A 16,295-nucleotide genomic window follows, 5' to 3' on the forward strand; every position below is an offset into this window, starting at 1 on the left:
CTTTTCGTTATATTTGATAATAGATAACGTAAAGAGCTTTGAAAATTAAAAGTAAAATTTGGATTGAATCCGAAGAGGGAGTTTTGATTAGTGAAGGCCGAGTACATTTGCTAAAGCTAATTGATGAGACGGGTTCGCTAAACAAAGCGGCAAAAGCGATGAATTTGTCTTATCAAAAAGCGTGGAAGTTAGTCGATGAATCCAACAAGGCAGCATCAAGCCCTTTGATTACTACTCAAATTGGCGGAAGCAAAGGCGGAGGAACTGTCTTGACGCCTTATGGTAAATCGTTAATCGCTTCTTTTGAAAGCATCAATCGAGCTTGTTGGGATTTTTTAGACGAACAAATTAAAAAACACAATCTATGACAGTTGTCACACTTTTTGATTCACCTCTTCTGCTACTTTTATTGCCTATAGTTGCCTTTTTGTATGCAAGTGTGGGACACGGAGGCGCTAGTGGTTATTTGGCTTTGATGAGTCTTTTTTCATTTCCAATGACTTTTATGAAACCTACGGCTTTGGTATTGAATATCTTGGTTTCGGCAGTATCGTTTTATTTCTATTATAGAGAACGAAAAATGAATTGGTCGTTGTTTTATCCCTTTGCCCTTACTTCGATTCCGTTTTCATTTTTAGGTGGTTTCTTGACCATCGACGCTTTTTATTACAAGATAATTTTGGCTTCTGTTTTGGTTTTTGCCGTGCTTCGATTGCTGGGTGTCTTTGGCAAAGAAAATTCAGAAATAAGACCCATGTCCATTCCGTTGGCATTGACCATTGGAGCCGTCATTGGTTTTTTGTCGGGCTTGTTGGGAATAGGAGGAGGAATAATCTTAAGCCCAGTTTTGTTATTGCTACGATGGGCTACAATTAAACAAACCGCAGCGGTTTCAGCCTTGTTTATTTTGGTAAACTCTATTTCAGGTTTAATTGGATTTGCGACCAAAGGCGGTACATTACCTGAAGCTTCCTTACTATTAATTGCGATTGTCTTTGTTGGAGGAGTATTGGGTGCTTTTTTTGGAAGTAAAAAAATGAATACGAGTCAATTGCGATATGTTTTAGCTTTAGTTTTGGGAATTGCTATTTTTAAATTATACACTACAGCTTAATTAGAAAATAAATATGGAAAATGCTATCACGGCCTATATTTTAGCAGGAGGAAAAAGCCAACGAATGGGCACTGACAAAGGGTTTTTGGAGTGGAAAGGGCAGTCTTTTGTGGCGAGTATTATAGCTGCTTTAACTCCTGTAGTGGGGAATAATATCGTACTAATTTCTTCCGATGAACGATACGATGCTTTGGGCGTAACCCGAATTTCGGATATCGTGACGAACAAAGGGCCTCTTGGCGGAATCTATACGGCTTTGAAACACACGACAACCAAACGCAATTTGATTTTGAGTGTGGATGTTCCCATGATTTCTTCCGAATTGTTACAGTGGTTGGTCAATGCACATTCGGATGCCTATCAAATGACGCAAGTACAAGTTAATGATAAACCAAGTCCGTTGGTCGCGGTGTATGATCGTTCCGTTCGCATTTTGTTGCCTGAATTTTTAGCGGGAAACCAACTCAAAGTAAGAAAATTTGTGGACGAACTCACACACCAAACAATCAATGTCCCTGAACAATGGAGTGCGCAATTGCAAAACATCAACACACCAGAAGAATATAAAAATTTAAAAGGATGAACGTTACCCTAAAATATTTTGGCTTACTGGCAGAAATTACCCATTGCAACGAAGAACAAATGGAGTTGACTGCGGATGTCAATACGCTTTTGGGATTGAAAAGTGCGGTAGAACATCGTTTCCCTGCTTTTCAAAAAACCGCCTATAGCATCGCTTTGAATCAAGCGCTTTGTAATGATGACCTTGCTTTACACGATGATGATGAAATTGCTTTTTTGCCTCCTTTTGCTGGTGGATAATACAGCACTTTTTTCTTGATTAATAATCACTTAAAAAAAAAATGAAACATTTAAGTCAAATAAGTTTTTAATTATAATAGTAAAGTTATTTATAGATGAGTAGTAAAAGTCCATAGGAGAGCGTTGAAAATAGCAAATAAAATTGTACCTGAATGTTTTTATGATTGACTTGAATTCTAGAATTTACTTTTATGGGCTTCTTTTTTCTTTAAAACCTAGTCAGTAAAAAGGATACTGAGATGACTTCTATATTTAAAATATTTAACCGCAAGGATCACAAAGATTTACGCAAAGTTCACAAAGAAAAACTTAAATGACCTTCAATGCCTTATATGGTTTAAAAAAGTTAACTACAAAGTTTATGAAGAAAAAACTTCAATGTCTTATATGTTTAACAGAATTAAAAACAATATTTTAAAATGCACAACAACACCCGCTATTCCCGACAAACCATTCTCCCAGAAGTGGGAGCGCTCGGTCAGCAAAAATTACTTGACGTTCGTGTTTTGGTGATTGGTGCTGGTGGTTTGGGTTGTCCGGTTTTGCAGAACTTAGTAATGGCTGGTGTTGGGCATATCGGAATTGTAGATGGTGATGTGGTGGACGAATCCAACTTGCATCGTCAGTCCTTGTATACCCATTCGGATGTGGGAAAACAAAAAGTTGTAGTGGCCAAACAAGCGCTACAGGCACTCAATCCTGAAGTTGACCTAGTCGTTTTTACTGAATATTTCGATTCGAATACTGCGACTATCGTCGAGAAGTATCAAATCATTGTAGATTGTACCGATGCCATTGGTGTTCGGTATTTGATAAACGATGTGGCGGTGGCCAAAAGAATTCCAGTGGTCTACGCTTCCATTCATAAATTTCAAGGGCAGGTTTCGGTGTTTAATTATCAAAACGGACCTTCCTATCGTTGTTTGTTTCCAGAAAAAGAAGAAGGAATCACCATTCCGAGTTGCGAAATGTCGGGAGTGCTGGGAGTAGTTCCTCAGACGTTGGGGAGTTTTCAAGCCACCGAAGTACTGAAAATTATTTTAGGCGTTGGGGAGGTCTTATCGGGTAAATTGTTACTATTTGATGCCCTTCGTGCTCAAACCCAAATGATGACTTTTTCCAAAAATCAAAAAGCGATTGAAAAAGGTATCATTAACGGAAACGCGATATTGAATAGTAAGAAAAACCACAATGGTCTAAATGCAAAAGCTTTTTTAGAGAAATGCAATTCACCTGAAATAGTAGTAATTGATGTTCGGGAAGTGGAGGAACTTCCAGAATATAAAGGAACAAATATCATTCAGGTTCCTTTGGGACAACTAGCAGCGTACAGTAAGCATCTGAATAAAAATCAGGAAATACTACTGTTTTGCCAAAGTGGACAGCGCAGTCTTGCAGCATTGCAGTATCTAGAAAAATCAGGATTTACTAGCGTTTTCCATTTGGAAAATGGTATAATTTCATTACAAAACCAATTACAATAAAAAAATACACCAGAAAAATGTCAACTGAAAAGCCAAAGAAAAGTTCCTTTATCCAAGGACAAATCACCGCCGAGTTCATAGGAAATTCAATCGCCAAGCACCAAAGCAAAACCAGTATTGGAGCCCATAATATTTTTCTAGGTCAAGTACGTGCCGACGAAATTAACGGAAAAAAAGTAACCGCCATTGACTATTCGGCTTATGAAGAAATGGCAGAAGCTTCCTTTCATACCATACGCGAATCGGCTTTTGAAAAGTATGAACTGACTTGTATGCATATCTACCATAGTTTGGGCCGAGTGAATGTGGGCGAAATTTGCCTTTTTGTTTTTGTTTCTGCTCCAAGACGCAAAGTGGTTTACGAAGCTTTGGAATATTTGGTAGAGGAAATCAAAGAAAAAGCACCCGTTTTCGGGAAAGAAATTTTGGAAGATGAAACCTATGTGTGGAAAGAGAATAAGAAATAGGTTTTTAGTGATTAGCCGTCAGTTCCTTAGCTTTTTTTAATGAAAATTTAACCCTAAACCCTAAACCCCAAACCCTAAAAAATGGTAGATATCACCCATAAAATAATCACCCAACGTACCGCAACCGCTCAAGCGATAGTAAAAGTTGGGACACCCGCTACAATGCAAGCGATTGTAAACAAAACGGTGCCCAAAGGCGATGTTTTGGAAGTGGCTCGAACTGCTGGTTTGTTCGCGGTAAAAAATACATCGAGTGCTATTCCGGATTGCCATCCTATTCCGATTGAGTACACTGGAATTGAATACGAATTACTCGAAGACTCCGTATTAATTAACGTAACCGTAAAAGCCATTTACCGAACCGGTGTTGAGGTCGAAGCCATGCACGGTGCGTCAATTGTAGCGTTGACGATGTATGATATGCTCAAACCTATCGACAAACAAGTAGAAATTTCGACCATCAAACTCTTGCACAAAAAAGGCGGTAAATCCGATTTTGGAAGCAAAAAAAGATTGGATTTGTCCGTAGCCGTGATTGTGTGTTCGGATAGTGTTTCGGCTGGTAAAAAAGAAGATCGTGCAGGCAAAGTAATTACCGAAAAAGTAACGAATTTAGGTTTAAAAGTGTCTCATTACGCCATCATTCCAGATGAAATCATAGACATTCAAACTACAATCCACCAACTTTGTGAAGATCAAAAAGAGTTGATTATTTTAACGGGAGGCACAGGTTTGTCCAATCGAGATGTGACACCAGAAGCAGTGATTCCGTTGCTAGATCGTCGTATTCCTGGCATCGAAGAAGCGATTCGTTCCTACGGACAACAGCGAACGCCTTATGCTATGTTATCTAGAAGTGTGGTGGGTTTTAAAGGCAATACGTTAATTATGGCTTTACCCGGTTCTACGGCAGGAGCCAGCGAATCTATCGATGCTGTTTTTCCTTCGGTCTTGCATTTGTTCCAACTTCTAAATGGCTTTAATCATGGGCAATAACTCCCCTTTGTTGCAGGACACGCATTTTCGTACGCATTCTTATTTACGCATTTCGATTACCGAAAAATGCAATTTGAGATGCACGTATTGCATGCCTGCCGAAGGAATTGCATTGACGCCCAGACCGCACTTAATGACCGAAGACGAAATTGTTTCCATTGCGCAAACCTTTGTAGATTTGGGCGTGAACAAAATCCGACTCACTGGGGGCGAGCCTTTAGTGCGTAAAGAAGCGCATTCTATTATCGAACGATTGGGACAATTGGGTGTGCAACTTACTTTGACGACTAACGGACTTTTGGTACACGATTTTAAGCCAACGTTTAAAAAAGCTGGAATAAAAGCGTTGAATGTAAGTATTGATACTTTGCAAAAAGATAAATACAAAACTATTACTCGCAGGGATTCTTTTCATCAGTTATGGAATAACATTGAATTGTTGCAGCAAAATGAGTTTCAAGTCAAATTGAATGTGGTGCTTATTAAGGGTTTTAATGACAATGAAATTTTGGATTTTATTGCATTGACCAAAGCACAAAAGCTTCAAATTCGTTTTATTGAGTTCATGCCTTTCGATGGCAATCAATGGAATAAAGAAAAACTCGTTTCTTATGCCGAAATCTTACAAAAAGTGCATTCGGTTTATTCGGAAACCCAATTGCTCCGAATAGAAGACCAGCCCAACGATACCGCTAAGAATTATAAAATAGATGGGTTTAAAGGAAGTTTTTCGATTATTAGTTCGGTTACGAACCCGTTTTGTAGCACCTGCAACCGCATTCGCCTCACTGCCGACGGAAAACTAAAAAATTGCTTGTTTTCCAATTCAGAAACTGCCTTGTTGCCGACCCTGAGAGCGGGAAACCCCATCGAACCGCTTATTTATGAAAACATCAAGTCCAAACACGCGATGCGCGGCGGTATGGACAATGATGCCAAATTTCAAAATCCCGATTTATTCTCTCAGAATAGAAGCATGATTAAGATTGGGGGGTGATTTTAATTCCGAATTACTAATTGGATCGTTGCGGTCGATAATTCTTCTACGTTGATTTCTCGTTGTGAATAGCCCATTTTTTCAATGGTGGGCGCGTCATTGACAAAATACTGTAGGTAATACTTGCCTTGATAGCCTTTTTGTTCCAAAAAATTAACCATGTCTCGAAGGTTTTCTTTCGAGATTAACTCAGAGTGGATGGTGGTGCGTACTTCGAAGGGTACGGAAAGGTGAAGCAACAAATCGAGCGATTGTTCGAAAGGAGCAAACAAATCCGATTGGGTTATCTTTTCGAAAGTATTGGGCATGGCTTTGAAATCCAATGCGACATAATCAATGGTTTGTTGGTCGATAAGGGTTTGGAGTACTTTGGGTTGAGAGCCGTTGGTGTCAATTTTGACTAGAAATCCCATTTTTTTGACGGTTGCAATGAACTCGATACTCTTTTTATGCAATAAGCATTCGCCACCGCTAAAGACTACAGCATCGAGTAGGTTTTTTCGAGTTTGTAGAAAATCTAGGGCGTGTTGAAAGCTGAGTTTTCCTTTTCCCAACACGATTTCGGGGTTGTAACAATACAGGCATCGCATGTTGCAGCCTGCAAACCAAAGGATGCAGGCCGACTGATGCGGATAATCTAGTAAGGTAAAAGGTGTTATACTGTAAATGGGTGTGCTAGCACTTGCATTCATTGAAATGGGTGCGTTGTTTGTGTTCTCCTTTTTTACCAATGTTAAAACTTTCTACAGGACGGTGATAGCCCATCACACGAGTGTAGACTAAACATTTGGTTCTGCGTTCTGGATGTTGCTCTAGAATGGGATGTGTTTTCATTGTATTAGGGTTTTAGATTGTTTAAAGTTTAAGGTTTAAAGTTTTTGGATGTTTCCAAAAGTGCACTTTGTGGCTCTTTAGCCCCGATCGCAGTGAAAATCCCCCGCTTTTTTCGGCGGGGATTGTAGCGAAGAGCGGGACGATGTGGGCTGAAAATGCCTATTGATTGCCGCTCCTTAATTTGCTAATTGTGCTTCTTTTTCTTGAATTAAAGCTTCGTCACATTTTGGGCAATATTCGTGTTCGCCATTCAAGTAACCGTGTACGGGGCAAACGCTAAATACGGGGGTTACGGTGATGTAGGGCAATTTGAAATTGGAAATTACTTTTTTGACGAATTGTTTACAAGCTTCGGAAGAGCTGATTTTTTCGCTCATGTACAAGTGTAACACGGTTCCACCGGTGTATTTGCATTGTAAGCCATCTTGTAAATAAAGGGCTTCGAACGGATCCTCGGTATAATCGGCTGGGATTTGAGAACTATTGGTGTAATAAATATTGTCGCCCTGTCCAGCTTGAATGATATCGGCAAAGCGTTTTTTGTCCTCTTTGGCAAATCGATAAGTGGTTCCTTCGGCAGGTGTAGCTTCGAGATTGTACAAGTTACCAGTACTTTCTTGGAATTCTTTCATGCGATTACGGATGTGTTCCAAAATTTCGCCAGCAAATTCGATCCCCGTTGGACTTGTAATCGTATCGGTGTTGTTGGTAAAATTGAGAATCATTTCGTTCATACCATTTACGCCAATGGTGGAGAAATGGTTGCGGAAATGGGACAAATAGCGTTTGGTGTATGGGAACAAGCCACGGTCGTACATTTCTTGAATGAAGACTCTTTTCTTTTCTAAAGTTGATTTCGAAAGATATAATAAACGGTCCAATTGTTCGATTAATCCGGCTTTGTTGCCTTTGTATAAATAGCCTAGGCGGGCCATATTGATGGTTACCACACCAATGCTTCCGGTCATTTCGGCACTACCGAAAAGTCCGTTTCCACGTTTTAATAATTCGCGTAAATCCAATTGTAAACGGCAACACATGCTTCGAACGGCGTTGGGTTTATAGGCATTTGGGTTTTCTTCTTTGTTTCCGTTTTCGTCAAGCACATACTGGCTACCTATGAAGTTTTGGAAGTAGGAAGAACCGATTTTGGCGGTATTTTCAAATAACAATTCGGTATTTTCTCCGTCCCAATCAAATTCTTCGGTAATGTTTACCGTTGGGATAGGGAAAGTGAAGGGTTGTCCATTAGCATCACCTTCGGTCATTACGGTATAATACGCTTTGTTGATGAGGTTCATTTCGGGTTGGAAATGTTCGTAACGTAATTCGTTTAATGCATTCACACCTCTCGCTTTGGCCCGTTCTAAAAGGTCGGTTCCCGTTTCGTTTTCGAAAAAGTGTACGTCTTTTTTGGTTGGGATTTGTGTTTTCAAATCTTCGGGTACCACCCAGTCTAAGGTGATATTGGTAAAAGGCGATTGTCCCCAACGTGCTGGCACGTTTAAGTTATAGACAAAACTACGTACGGCTTTTAAAACGTCATCAAACGATAAATTGTCTTTGAATACATAAGGAGCCAAATAGGTGTCAAAGGAGCTGAAGGCTTGTGCGCCGGCCCATTCGCTTTGAAGAATGCCAAGAAAATTGGCCATTTGGCCAAGCGCTTCTCTAAAATGAGAGGGAGGTCTACTTTCGACACGTCCGCGAACGCCATTGAATCCCTCGTTTAAAAGCACTCTCAAACTCCAACCTGCACAATATCCTGTCAAGCAATCTAGATCGTGAATGTGAACGTCTCCGTTTCTGTGAGCGTAGCCTTCTTCTTTGGTGTACACTTTATCTAGCCAATAGTTGGCAATGATTTTTCCAGCTACATTGTTTACTAAGCCTGCATTGGAGTACGAGGTGTTGGCATTGGCATTGATTCGCCAGTCGGTTTGGTGAATGTATTCTTCTATCGTTTGGGTACTGTCTACATAGGTAGTGTCTTCGTTGAGTCCTTCAATATGTTCTCTTTGTAACTTTCGAGTGTGTCTGAACAACATAAAAGAACGCATTACATCGAAATGTTTGCTTTCAAAAAGCACTTTTTCGATGCAGTCTTGTATTTCTTCAACAGCCCAAGTGGTTTTAGTTTCCAAGGCTTCCATAGTTTTGACTATGGCAAGTTCGTCAATGGGTTGATGTACGCTATTAAAACTTTTTTCAATAGCATCTTTGATTTTGAATGCTTCAAATGGTTTGTATTCTCCATTTCGTTTGATAACGTATTTTTCCATGATTTTGAAAATTTTAATTGTAAAAGGTTGTTAAAAATATGTTAGTTCCTAGGGTGGGCTTTTGTGCCCATAATTTTTTTTACAACGCAAAAAAATCCAAATCGTTTTGGGTAAACAACTTGAAATCAGTAAAGTATTTTTGTGTTGGAATTTGTTTTCGTATGATGCAATGTTACCGCTAAAGCCTATCAGAGGAACTGATATTTGTCAGTTTTTGACTTTTTTTATTCTCCATTAAAAAAGATTCTTAAGGGTTGAATTTGTTGGGTTTGCTGAATTATCCTCCGGCAATTGTTGATAACTTAATCTGTGAATTATATCTTAAAGTTTTTTTAATATGGCAAGCTTAGGGGATTCTAATAATTACTTTTGAAACTAAAATAGAAATGATGAAAAATAGATTGCATTTATTGTGTCTTCTTTTTCTGGTTTTTCAATTGCAAGCTCAGGAAAAAGAATTCAGATTAAAGTTTAATTCCATTAAAGAATTACAAAAATTCATGACTTATTCCAAGAAGTCGTATCCATTAGTAAGTGCGCATCGTGGAGGGCCAATGTCTTGTTTTCCTGAAAATTGTACCGCTACTTTTCAAAATGCGATACAGCACAATCCTTCAATAATTGAAACGGATATCGCCTTAAGCAAAGACTCGGTTTTGGTAATGATGCATGATGATAAATTGGATAGAACCAGCACAGGAACGGGTTTGATTGGTAATTACACCTATGCCGAACTCCAAGCTTTTAATTTAAAGGATACCGAAGGTAAAGTTACACCCTATAAAATCGAAACACTTGATCAAGTTTTACAATGGGGAAAGGGCAAGGTGATTTATAATTTGGACATTAAGAAAGGGGTTCCAATGCAAAAAGTAATCGACGCTGTGCGTCGCAATAAAGCTGAGGCCTATTCGGTTATTATTACGTATAATGCCAATCAAGCGGCTGAGGTGGCTCGTTTAGCTCCAGATTTGATGCTTTCTGTTTCTGCAAGAGGAAAAGAAGATGTTGAGCGTATGGAAGCTATGGGCGTAAAAGTCGAAAAAATGGTGGCTTTTGTAGGTGTGTCTGAGCCAAAACCTGAGATCTATAATTACCTAAATAGCCGAAAAATTAGTTCTATTGTTGGAACTATGGGTAACCTTGACCGCAGTGCTGCTGCTAATGGAGAAGCCTTATATTATAAATTAGTGGCTAATGGTGCAACCATATTATCTTCGGATCGAGTGATTGAATGTGGAAATCAATTGCAAAAATATGCTAAGGACAATGGGTTGAAATCCAAACACATTAAAGTAGTTAAAAAGTAAATTCTTAATCTCTTGAAAAAACAAAACCCGATAATGAAATATTATCGGGTTTGTTTTTTATGATTAAGAAAAGATTACTCCTTCAATCGGCAAGCTTTTACATCGCCATCAACCACAACTTCGGTCATGCCAAGTGCGGAGAGGTTTTTCATGGCTTTGTCCCATTTTTTGCCACTCAATTCTGATTTTATTTTTAATAATCCTAACTCCATTTGTTGGTCGTTTGCTTGAAGCAAGTTAAGGATGATTTTTTCGTCATTTGATAATTCTACATGTACTTGTTTTTTTTCAGGACGCATTTGAGGGAATAATAATACTTCTTGAATGGAAGCATTATTGGTCAAGAACATCATCAAACGGTCCATTCCAATTCCTAAACCTGAAGTTGGCGGCATACCGTATTCCAAAGCTCTCAAGAAATCTTCGTCTATAGTTCCGTTGGCTTCGTCATCTCCTTTTTCGGCCAAACGCATTTGGTCTTCAAAACGTTCTCTTTGGTCAATTGGGTCGTTCAATTCTGAATAGGCATTCGCGATTTCTTTTCCGCAAACCATCAACTCGAAACGCTCTGTTAATTCAGGATTATCGCGGTGTTCTTTACACAATGGCGACATCTCTTTTGGATAATCAGTAATGAACGTTGGCTGGATATAATTTCCTTCGCATTTTGCTCCAAAAATTTCGTCAATCAATTTTCCTTTACCCATTGTTTCGTCCACTTCTATGCCCATTCCTTTAGCCGCTTCATACAATTCAACTTCGCTTTTACCAGAAATATCAAAACCTGTAAAATGCTTGATAGCATCGGTCATGGTTACACGAGCATAAGGCGCTTTGAAATTTATGGTGTGCTCGCCAAAAGTTACTTCGCTTGTTCCGTTTACTGCTGTTGCACAATATTCTAATAATTGCTCAGTAAATTCCATCATCCAGTTGTAGTCTTTGTAGGCTACATAAATTTCCATAGCGGTAAATTCAGGATTATGGGTTCTGTCCATTCCTTCGTTTCGGAAATTTTTAGAAAATTCGTACACCCCATCAAATCCTCCAACAATTAATCTTTTCAAATACAATTCGTTGGCAATTCGCATATACAATGGAATGTCTAGAGAGTTGTGATGCGTAATAAAAGGTCTCGCTGCTGCACCACCAGGGATGGATTGTAAAACAGGAGTTTCTACTTCTAAATAGCCTTTGTCGTTAAAAAACGTACGCATGGCATTGAACAACTTGGTTCTTTTAATAAAGGTTTCTTTTACGTGTTGGTTTACGGTCAAATCCACATAACGCATACGGTAACGCAGCTCGGCATCGTTGAAAGCATCGTGAATTTTCCCCTCTTCGTCTATTTTTGGCAAAGGTAATGGACGCAAGGTTTTACTTAGAAAAGTAAAATGATCCACACGAATACATTGAGCGCCTACTTTGGTAGTAAACAATTCTCCTTCAATTCCTATAAAATCTCCTAAGTCGGTTAATTTTTTAAATACTTGATTGTATAGCGTTTTGTCTTCTTCTGGACATAAAACATCACGATTTACGTACAATTGAATACGTCCTTCGCTATCTTGTAATTCTGCAAAACAAGCCTTTCCTTGATCACGAACACTCATTAAACGTCCTGCTACGATTACTTTCTTGCCTTCTTCAAAGCTTTCTTTTACTTGCTTTGAAGTATGATTTACAGGAAAAAGTTGTGCAGGATAAGGGTTAATGCCCAGATTACGTAAACTTTGTAGTTTTTCTCTTCGGATAATTTCTTGTTCTGATAAGGCCATTTTGTTCTGAATTTTAAGTGCGCAAAGATATGAAAAGAAAGCAGATTTTTAAATTATTGAAATTGCTGTTTTGTATTAATGTACAAACAAACCTTGTTTTTTGATCTAAATTGACTCGAATTTTTCAAAATTGAATGGGCGTAGGGTTATTTTTGTTCAGCAATTGTCACTTTATTAATCTTTAAAACTCTAATTTTTTGATTGGCGTTATCGGCTACAAATAGACGATTGTCTAAAAGGGCGCAATTGGAAATGCTTGTAAAAGGCTCTTGTCCCATGATGTCGGTGCTGTTTATAAATGGGCTATAGGTTTGATCTAGAAATGCATTTTTAGAGTACAATCGAATATGGTTGATGTTGTTAATGTTTTCGGTGGTTATGGCCCAATCATTAGTAAAGGTAACAGAAATGGGGTTGTTGCCTGTTAAGGGTGTTGTTGTGGGCGAAATGGGTATGGTTAATGAATTGGTGGCGTTTTTAGTAATGTCAGCAAGATTGTAATGCAAAAAACCATTAGCATTTCTTCCTGCCACAATCAAATTACCATTGGCAATATCCATGGAGTAGATTTCGGTTGTGCCTTTTAGGGTGTTCAATTTGGCAATTGGTGCCAAATTCCAAGAACTGGTTTCGGTGATTTGAGTTGTTTGAAATACTTTAATAGTAGTGTTTTTTTCTTTAACAAAAAGGAAACCATCTTTTGCTTTTAGTCCGAAAACATGAACAAAGGTTTGCCACCATTGTCCGTTTCCAATAGTGTTGATACCAGTTAATGTTTTTTCGTCCAATACAAAAACTCTTGAATCGATACTACCCAAGTATATACGGCCTTCATCTATGGAGATAGAAGATAATCTAGTCAATGGTATAGAAACGCTGCCTTTTGTGTAATTTTTAAGCGTACTACTATGGGCTAAAGTTGTGGCGTCAAAAATTTCCAGCACATCACCATTGCAAACGTAAAGTTTGTTGCTGGCAATAGCTATAGCGTTAGCATCTAGAGTGCCGTTGCCACCTGGAATTGATTGGGGAGCTATAGCAGTTTCATTGCTTAAATAATAATGTGTGTAATAAGTAGGTTCAAAGTTTTCGAAAGTATCTTTAGAACAGCTTGTCAAAAGGAGTAACAAGGAGAGGATGTATACGTTTTTCATTGCTTTAGCGAATATTAGTTCCATTTTCCTTCTCCTTTGTATTTCAACAAGAAGGGGTTGTTGGGTTTAATAGTGAAAATGGGTTTTTTGTAATCTTTTTTGTTTAAATAATCAATTTTGGTCCAACTTTTTAAAATTTCAGGGTCGGTAAAGGGAAGGTCATTGATGTAAATTAAATATTTATATAAGTTGGCTAGCATTTCCTGTTGTCCGCCACCTTCACCGCTATTGGCTAAATTACTACTGTGGCTGAATCCAATGTGGTGTGAGAATTCGTGAGACCAAACCGACATTTCACCTACCCAATGACCAGTGATGTACCCTGATTCCCATTGAGAGGCTAGAGGACCACCGCCTAAAGCAGCAGCACCACCAACCATAGCCATATACAATGTTCGACTATCAAGGTAGTTCCAATATATTTTTTCGATTTCTTCTTTGGTATAGTAATCATAAACCCCGTTTGAATCATCTGCGTTGCCATGCCAATCTAATGCTCCATTAACTGTTGTTCCTGCCAAAGTTGCTTGTTCCTTTTTATATTGATCAAAGTTGATAAAAGTATTGTAATAAAGTGGATGACTTAAAGCGTAGGCATAATTGATAATCATTGTTATGGCTTCTTTGGCCAAAACGGGATTCATAGGGAGGAATTTCCCTAATTCATTGATGTGGTATCCATCATGAAATTGTACTAAATGTTTGGATTTTATTTTGTTGAATTTTGCAAACAAAGGATCAGTTGAAGCTAATGAGAAGGTAATTGCCCCTGATGAAAAACCTTCAATTTTGTCGATGGTTACGGTATTCCCGTTTTCTAACAGATAGTCGTTTTTGCCTGCTACTAGGGGTATTTGATGAACAGACCTATGAAATGCAGGTATTTTAGAAAAATGAAAGAGGACAAATTTTTTGTCGTAATTCGTTAGCTTCGCATATACTTTCACATCTGTAAGTCCAATAGGAGAGTATAGTGAAATTTGAATGGAATCTTTTCCCTTTTGTATGATTTGTAATGGTTCGTTTACACGGAACCAACGGTCACTCTTGTTGTACATTTTTGAGGGATCTTCATTGTCTTCAAAGAGTGTCATGGGGTGGTTGCCAGAAGGTAACTGTGTAGCATCAAGGCTTGACAAATAATTGGGTTGGTAGTTTTTGTAGATTACATCAGTTTCGCAACTCAGGACTAAAAAAGCCATAATTATAGCAATGAAACTAGATGCTTTTGATTTTAAGTTCATAATACTAGTATTTGTGTAGGTTAGGGAGTACAAAAATATTTTATTTTGAGGTAAGTTGTTTATTATTTCAAACAGAAATAAAGATTTTTGTAAGTAATATTCTTTTTTAAATGTAAAGTAATCATGAGCTACAGCAAAAGTTTCAGATCAAAGAGTCCTAATTTGGCTATTGATGCATCTGATAATATTGTAGAGAGTATTGTGAAGAAAGAATGTAAGCTTTACCTTTGAGCATTAATTTTTACAGAAAAAAGAATTGTTTTTCTATAACAAAGTCGAAAATGAATAAAAATATCCAACTTCAGGATTTAGGTGTCAAAGATTACAAGGAAACTTGGGGATATCAAGAGGAATTATTTAAGGGTATCGTAGATTTGAAAATTCAGAATCGACGTGAAAACACCCATTTGCCTACACCTAATTATTTTTTATTTGTTGAACATCCACACGTTTACACACTAGGGAAAAGTGGTGATTACAGTAATTTGCTTTTATCTGAAAAACAACTCGAAGCAAAAGGCGCTACTTTTTACAAAATCAATCGTGGCGGCGATATTACCTATCATGGGCCGGGACAAATTGTAGGTTATCCTATATTGGATTTAGAAAATTTTTTTTCAGACATACATAAATACCTTCGATTGTTGGAAGAAGCTATTATTTTAACGCTAAATGAATATGGTCTAGTGTGTGGTCGAAGTGAAGGCGAAACAGGAGTGTGGTTGGGCGTTGGTACTCCTTTTGCACGAAAAATATGTGCTATGGGTGTAAGGGCTTCGCGCTGGGTAACCATGCATGGTTTTGCTTTGAATGTAAATGTTGATTTGGGGTATTTTGATAATATTATCCCGTGTGGTATCCGAGGAAAAGCAGTAACGTCATTAAATGTTGAGTTGGGGGTTGAAAAAGTAGATGAAGAAGAGGTGAAGCTTAAAATTAAAAAACATTTTTCCTCTCTGTTCGAAGCGACCTTGATAAGCGTGTAATAAGTTGCGTTTATAAATCTAATTTGAGTTGTTCGGGTAATAACTGAAAACTCAAACGATGGTATTTGGTGACTCCATATTTTTTTATGGCTTCTCTGTGCTCCTTTGTTGGGTAACCTTTGTTTTTTTTCCAATTGTACATAGGAAATTCTTCATGAATACGATCCATGTAGGCATCACGATAGGTTTTGGCTAATATTGAAGCAGCAGCAATGCTCTTGTATTTTCCGTCACCTTTAATGATACTGGCATTAGGTAGCGATTGTAAAAATTCAATTTCCTCCACAGAAAATATTTTCACACCTTTAGTAATGATTCCTTTTTTGGGTATAAAAGGAGCGTTTCCGTCAATTATTACAGCTTCGGGTTTAGGGTCAAGTTGCACGACGCATTGTTGCATGGCTTTAATAGAAGCGTTCAAAATGTTAATTTCATCAATTTCGTTAGGTAGAATATGGCTAATCGCAAATGAAATTGCATCTTTTTCTATGATTTCTTTAAGCTTTTCTCGACTTTTCTCGCTTATTTTCTTACTGTCATTGAGTAATTCATGATTAAAATGTAAAGGAAGGATTACAGAACATGCCGTTACAGGCCCCGCTAGACAGCCTCTTCCTGCCTCATCACAACCGGATTCGAAATTTTTTGTTAAATGGAAAGTATGAAGCATTTGGTATTTTTTAACAAAAATACATTTTTTCATTAAAGAATTGTAAATTATATATAGAAAAAAGGAATGATTGAGTATTTATTTAACAATTGTGTAGCGATTGAGTTAATACTTCGTTAGCAAATATGTCTGCGTTTTTTTTGTGAATTAAGAATTA

At 37.9% G+C, this 16,295-nt stretch carries 18 protein-coding genes; 10 read left to right on the forward strand and 8 right to left on the reverse strand.

The features are described 5' to 3' along the window. Positions 1–38 precede the first annotated feature (38 nt). The 8 genes from ACZIX2_RS09540 (at position 39) to moaA (ending at position 5,880) form a co-directional block, all read left to right on the forward strand. Complete coding sequence (locus ACZIX2_RS09540; protein WP_463339874.1) at positions 39–368, forward strand: winged helix-turn-helix domain-containing protein; 330 nt, start codon at positions 39–41, stop codon at positions 366–368. Further along, positions 365–1,114: a sulfite exporter TauE/SafE family protein gene (locus ACZIX2_RS09545; protein WP_463339875.1), complete on the forward strand. Its 750-nt coding sequence runs from the start codon at positions 365–367 to the stop codon at positions 1,112–1,114. The genes ACZIX2_RS09540 and ACZIX2_RS09545 overlap by 4 nt, the downstream gene beginning before the upstream one ends. A 13-nt stretch (positions 1,115–1,127) precedes the next feature. Then, entirely contained in the window at positions 1,128–1,697 is a 570-nt protein-coding gene (mobA, locus tag ACZIX2_RS09550) for a molybdenum cofactor guanylyltransferase (RefSeq protein ID WP_463339876.1), read from the forward strand. Further along, positions 1,694–1,936 (forward strand): MoaD/ThiS family protein, encoded by a 243-nt coding sequence (locus tag ACZIX2_RS09555; RefSeq protein WP_463339877.1) that lies wholly within the window; start codon positions 1,694–1,696, stop codon positions 1,934–1,936. Before mobA ends, ACZIX2_RS09555 begins: the two co-directional genes overlap by 4 nt. Before the next feature lie 419 nt (positions 1,937–2,355). Beyond that, entirely contained in the window at positions 2,356–3,420 is a 1,065-nt protein-coding gene (locus tag ACZIX2_RS09560; RefSeq protein ID WP_463339878.1) for a ThiF family adenylyltransferase, read from the forward strand. Positions 3,421–3,437: 17 nt separating this feature from the next. Then, positions 3,438–3,887, forward strand: coding sequence for a molybdenum cofactor biosynthesis protein MoaE (locus ACZIX2_RS09565; RefSeq protein WP_463339879.1), 450 nt, complete (start codon positions 3,438–3,440; stop codon positions 3,885–3,887). Between the two features lie 81 nt (positions 3,888–3,968). Further along, positions 3,969–4,883 (forward strand): bifunctional molybdenum cofactor biosynthesis protein MoaC/MoaB, encoded by a 915-nt coding sequence (gene moaCB / locus ACZIX2_RS09570; protein WP_463339880.1) that lies wholly within the window; start codon positions 3,969–3,971, stop codon positions 4,881–4,883. Next, positions 4,873–5,880: a GTP 3',8-cyclase MoaA gene (gene moaA, locus ACZIX2_RS09575; protein WP_463339881.1), complete on the forward strand. Its 1,008-nt coding sequence runs from the start codon at positions 4,873–4,875 to the stop codon at positions 5,878–5,880. The genes moaCB and moaA overlap by 11 nt, the downstream gene beginning before the upstream one ends. Positions 5,881–5,882: 2 nt before the next feature. On the opposite strand, the gene ACZIX2_RS09580 is transcribed toward moaA, so the two are convergent. The 4 genes from ACZIX2_RS09580 to ACZIX2_RS09595 all read right to left on the reverse strand — a co-directional run bounded on the left by ACZIX2_RS09580 (position 5,883) and on the right by ACZIX2_RS09595 (position 9,200). Beyond that, the gene (locus ACZIX2_RS09580; protein ID WP_463339882.1) at positions 5,883–6,572 is read right to left on the reverse strand and encodes an anaerobic ribonucleoside-triphosphate reductase activating protein; all 690 of its coding nucleotides are present in this window, start codon (positions 6,570–6,572) and stop codon (positions 5,883–5,885) included. Then, positions 6,556–6,714, reverse strand: a complete 159-nt coding sequence (nrdD, locus tag ACZIX2_RS09585) for an anaerobic ribonucleoside-triphosphate reductase (RefSeq protein ID WP_157490620.1) — start codon at positions 6,712–6,714, stop codon at positions 6,556–6,558. Before nrdD ends, ACZIX2_RS09580 begins: the two co-directional genes overlap by 17 nt. Before the next feature lie 176 nt (positions 6,715–6,890). Then, complete coding sequence (locus tag ACZIX2_RS09590; protein WP_463339883.1) at positions 6,891–8,996, reverse strand: ribonucleoside triphosphate reductase; 2,106 nt, start codon at positions 8,994–8,996, stop codon at positions 6,891–6,893. A 48-nt stretch (positions 8,997–9,044) separates the two neighbouring features. Further along, positions 9,045–9,200, reverse strand: coding sequence for a DUF3627 domain-containing protein (locus ACZIX2_RS09595; protein ID WP_463339927.1), 156 nt, complete (start codon positions 9,198–9,200; stop codon positions 9,045–9,047). Between the two features lie 182 nt (positions 9,201–9,382). Here ACZIX2_RS09595 and ACZIX2_RS09600 point away from each other — a divergent pair, with 182 nt between their 5' ends. Next, entirely contained in the window at positions 9,383–10,306 is a 924-nt protein-coding gene (locus ACZIX2_RS09600) for a glycerophosphodiester phosphodiesterase family protein (protein WP_463339884.1), read from the forward strand. Positions 10,307–10,380: 74 nt separating this feature from the next. On the opposite strand, the gene lysS is transcribed toward ACZIX2_RS09600, so the two are convergent. The 3 genes from lysS to ACZIX2_RS09615 all read right to left on the reverse strand — a co-directional run bounded on the left by lysS (position 10,381) and on the right by ACZIX2_RS09615 (position 14,482). Next, positions 10,381–12,084 (reverse strand): lysine--tRNA ligase, encoded by a 1,704-nt coding sequence (gene lysS, locus ACZIX2_RS09605; protein WP_463339885.1) that lies wholly within the window; start codon positions 12,082–12,084, stop codon positions 10,381–10,383. Positions 12,085–12,230: 146 nt separating this feature from the next. Continuing rightward, on the reverse strand, positions 12,231–13,262 hold the full coding sequence (locus tag ACZIX2_RS09610) for an NHL repeat-containing protein (protein ID WP_463339886.1): 1,032 nt from the start codon (positions 13,260–13,262) through the stop codon (positions 12,231–12,233). Beyond that, a complete protein-coding gene (locus tag ACZIX2_RS09615) occupies positions 13,253–14,482 on the reverse strand; it encodes a hypothetical protein (protein WP_463339887.1) in 1,230 nt (409 codons plus the stop codon). The genes ACZIX2_RS09610 and ACZIX2_RS09615 overlap by 10 nt, the downstream gene beginning before the upstream one ends. Positions 14,483–14,763: 281 nt before the next feature. Between ACZIX2_RS09615 and lipB the strand changes: the two genes are divergently transcribed. After that, the gene (lipB, locus tag ACZIX2_RS09620) at positions 14,764–15,468 is read left to right on the forward strand and encodes a lipoyl(octanoyl) transferase LipB (RefSeq protein WP_463339888.1); all 705 of its coding nucleotides are present in this window, start codon (positions 14,764–14,766) and stop codon (positions 15,466–15,468) included. A gap of 10 nt (positions 15,469–15,478) precedes the next feature. Here the strand turns inward: lipB and ACZIX2_RS09625 are convergent, their stop codons facing one another. Further along, positions 15,479–16,138 carry a ribonuclease HII gene (locus ACZIX2_RS09625; RefSeq protein ID WP_463339889.1) on the reverse strand — a complete coding sequence of 220 codons (660 nt, stop codon included), beginning with the start codon at positions 16,136–16,138 and terminating at the stop codon, positions 15,479–15,481. Positions 16,139–16,295 lie beyond the last annotated feature (157 nt).

The organism is Flavobacterium riviphilum (assembly GCF_055231795.1).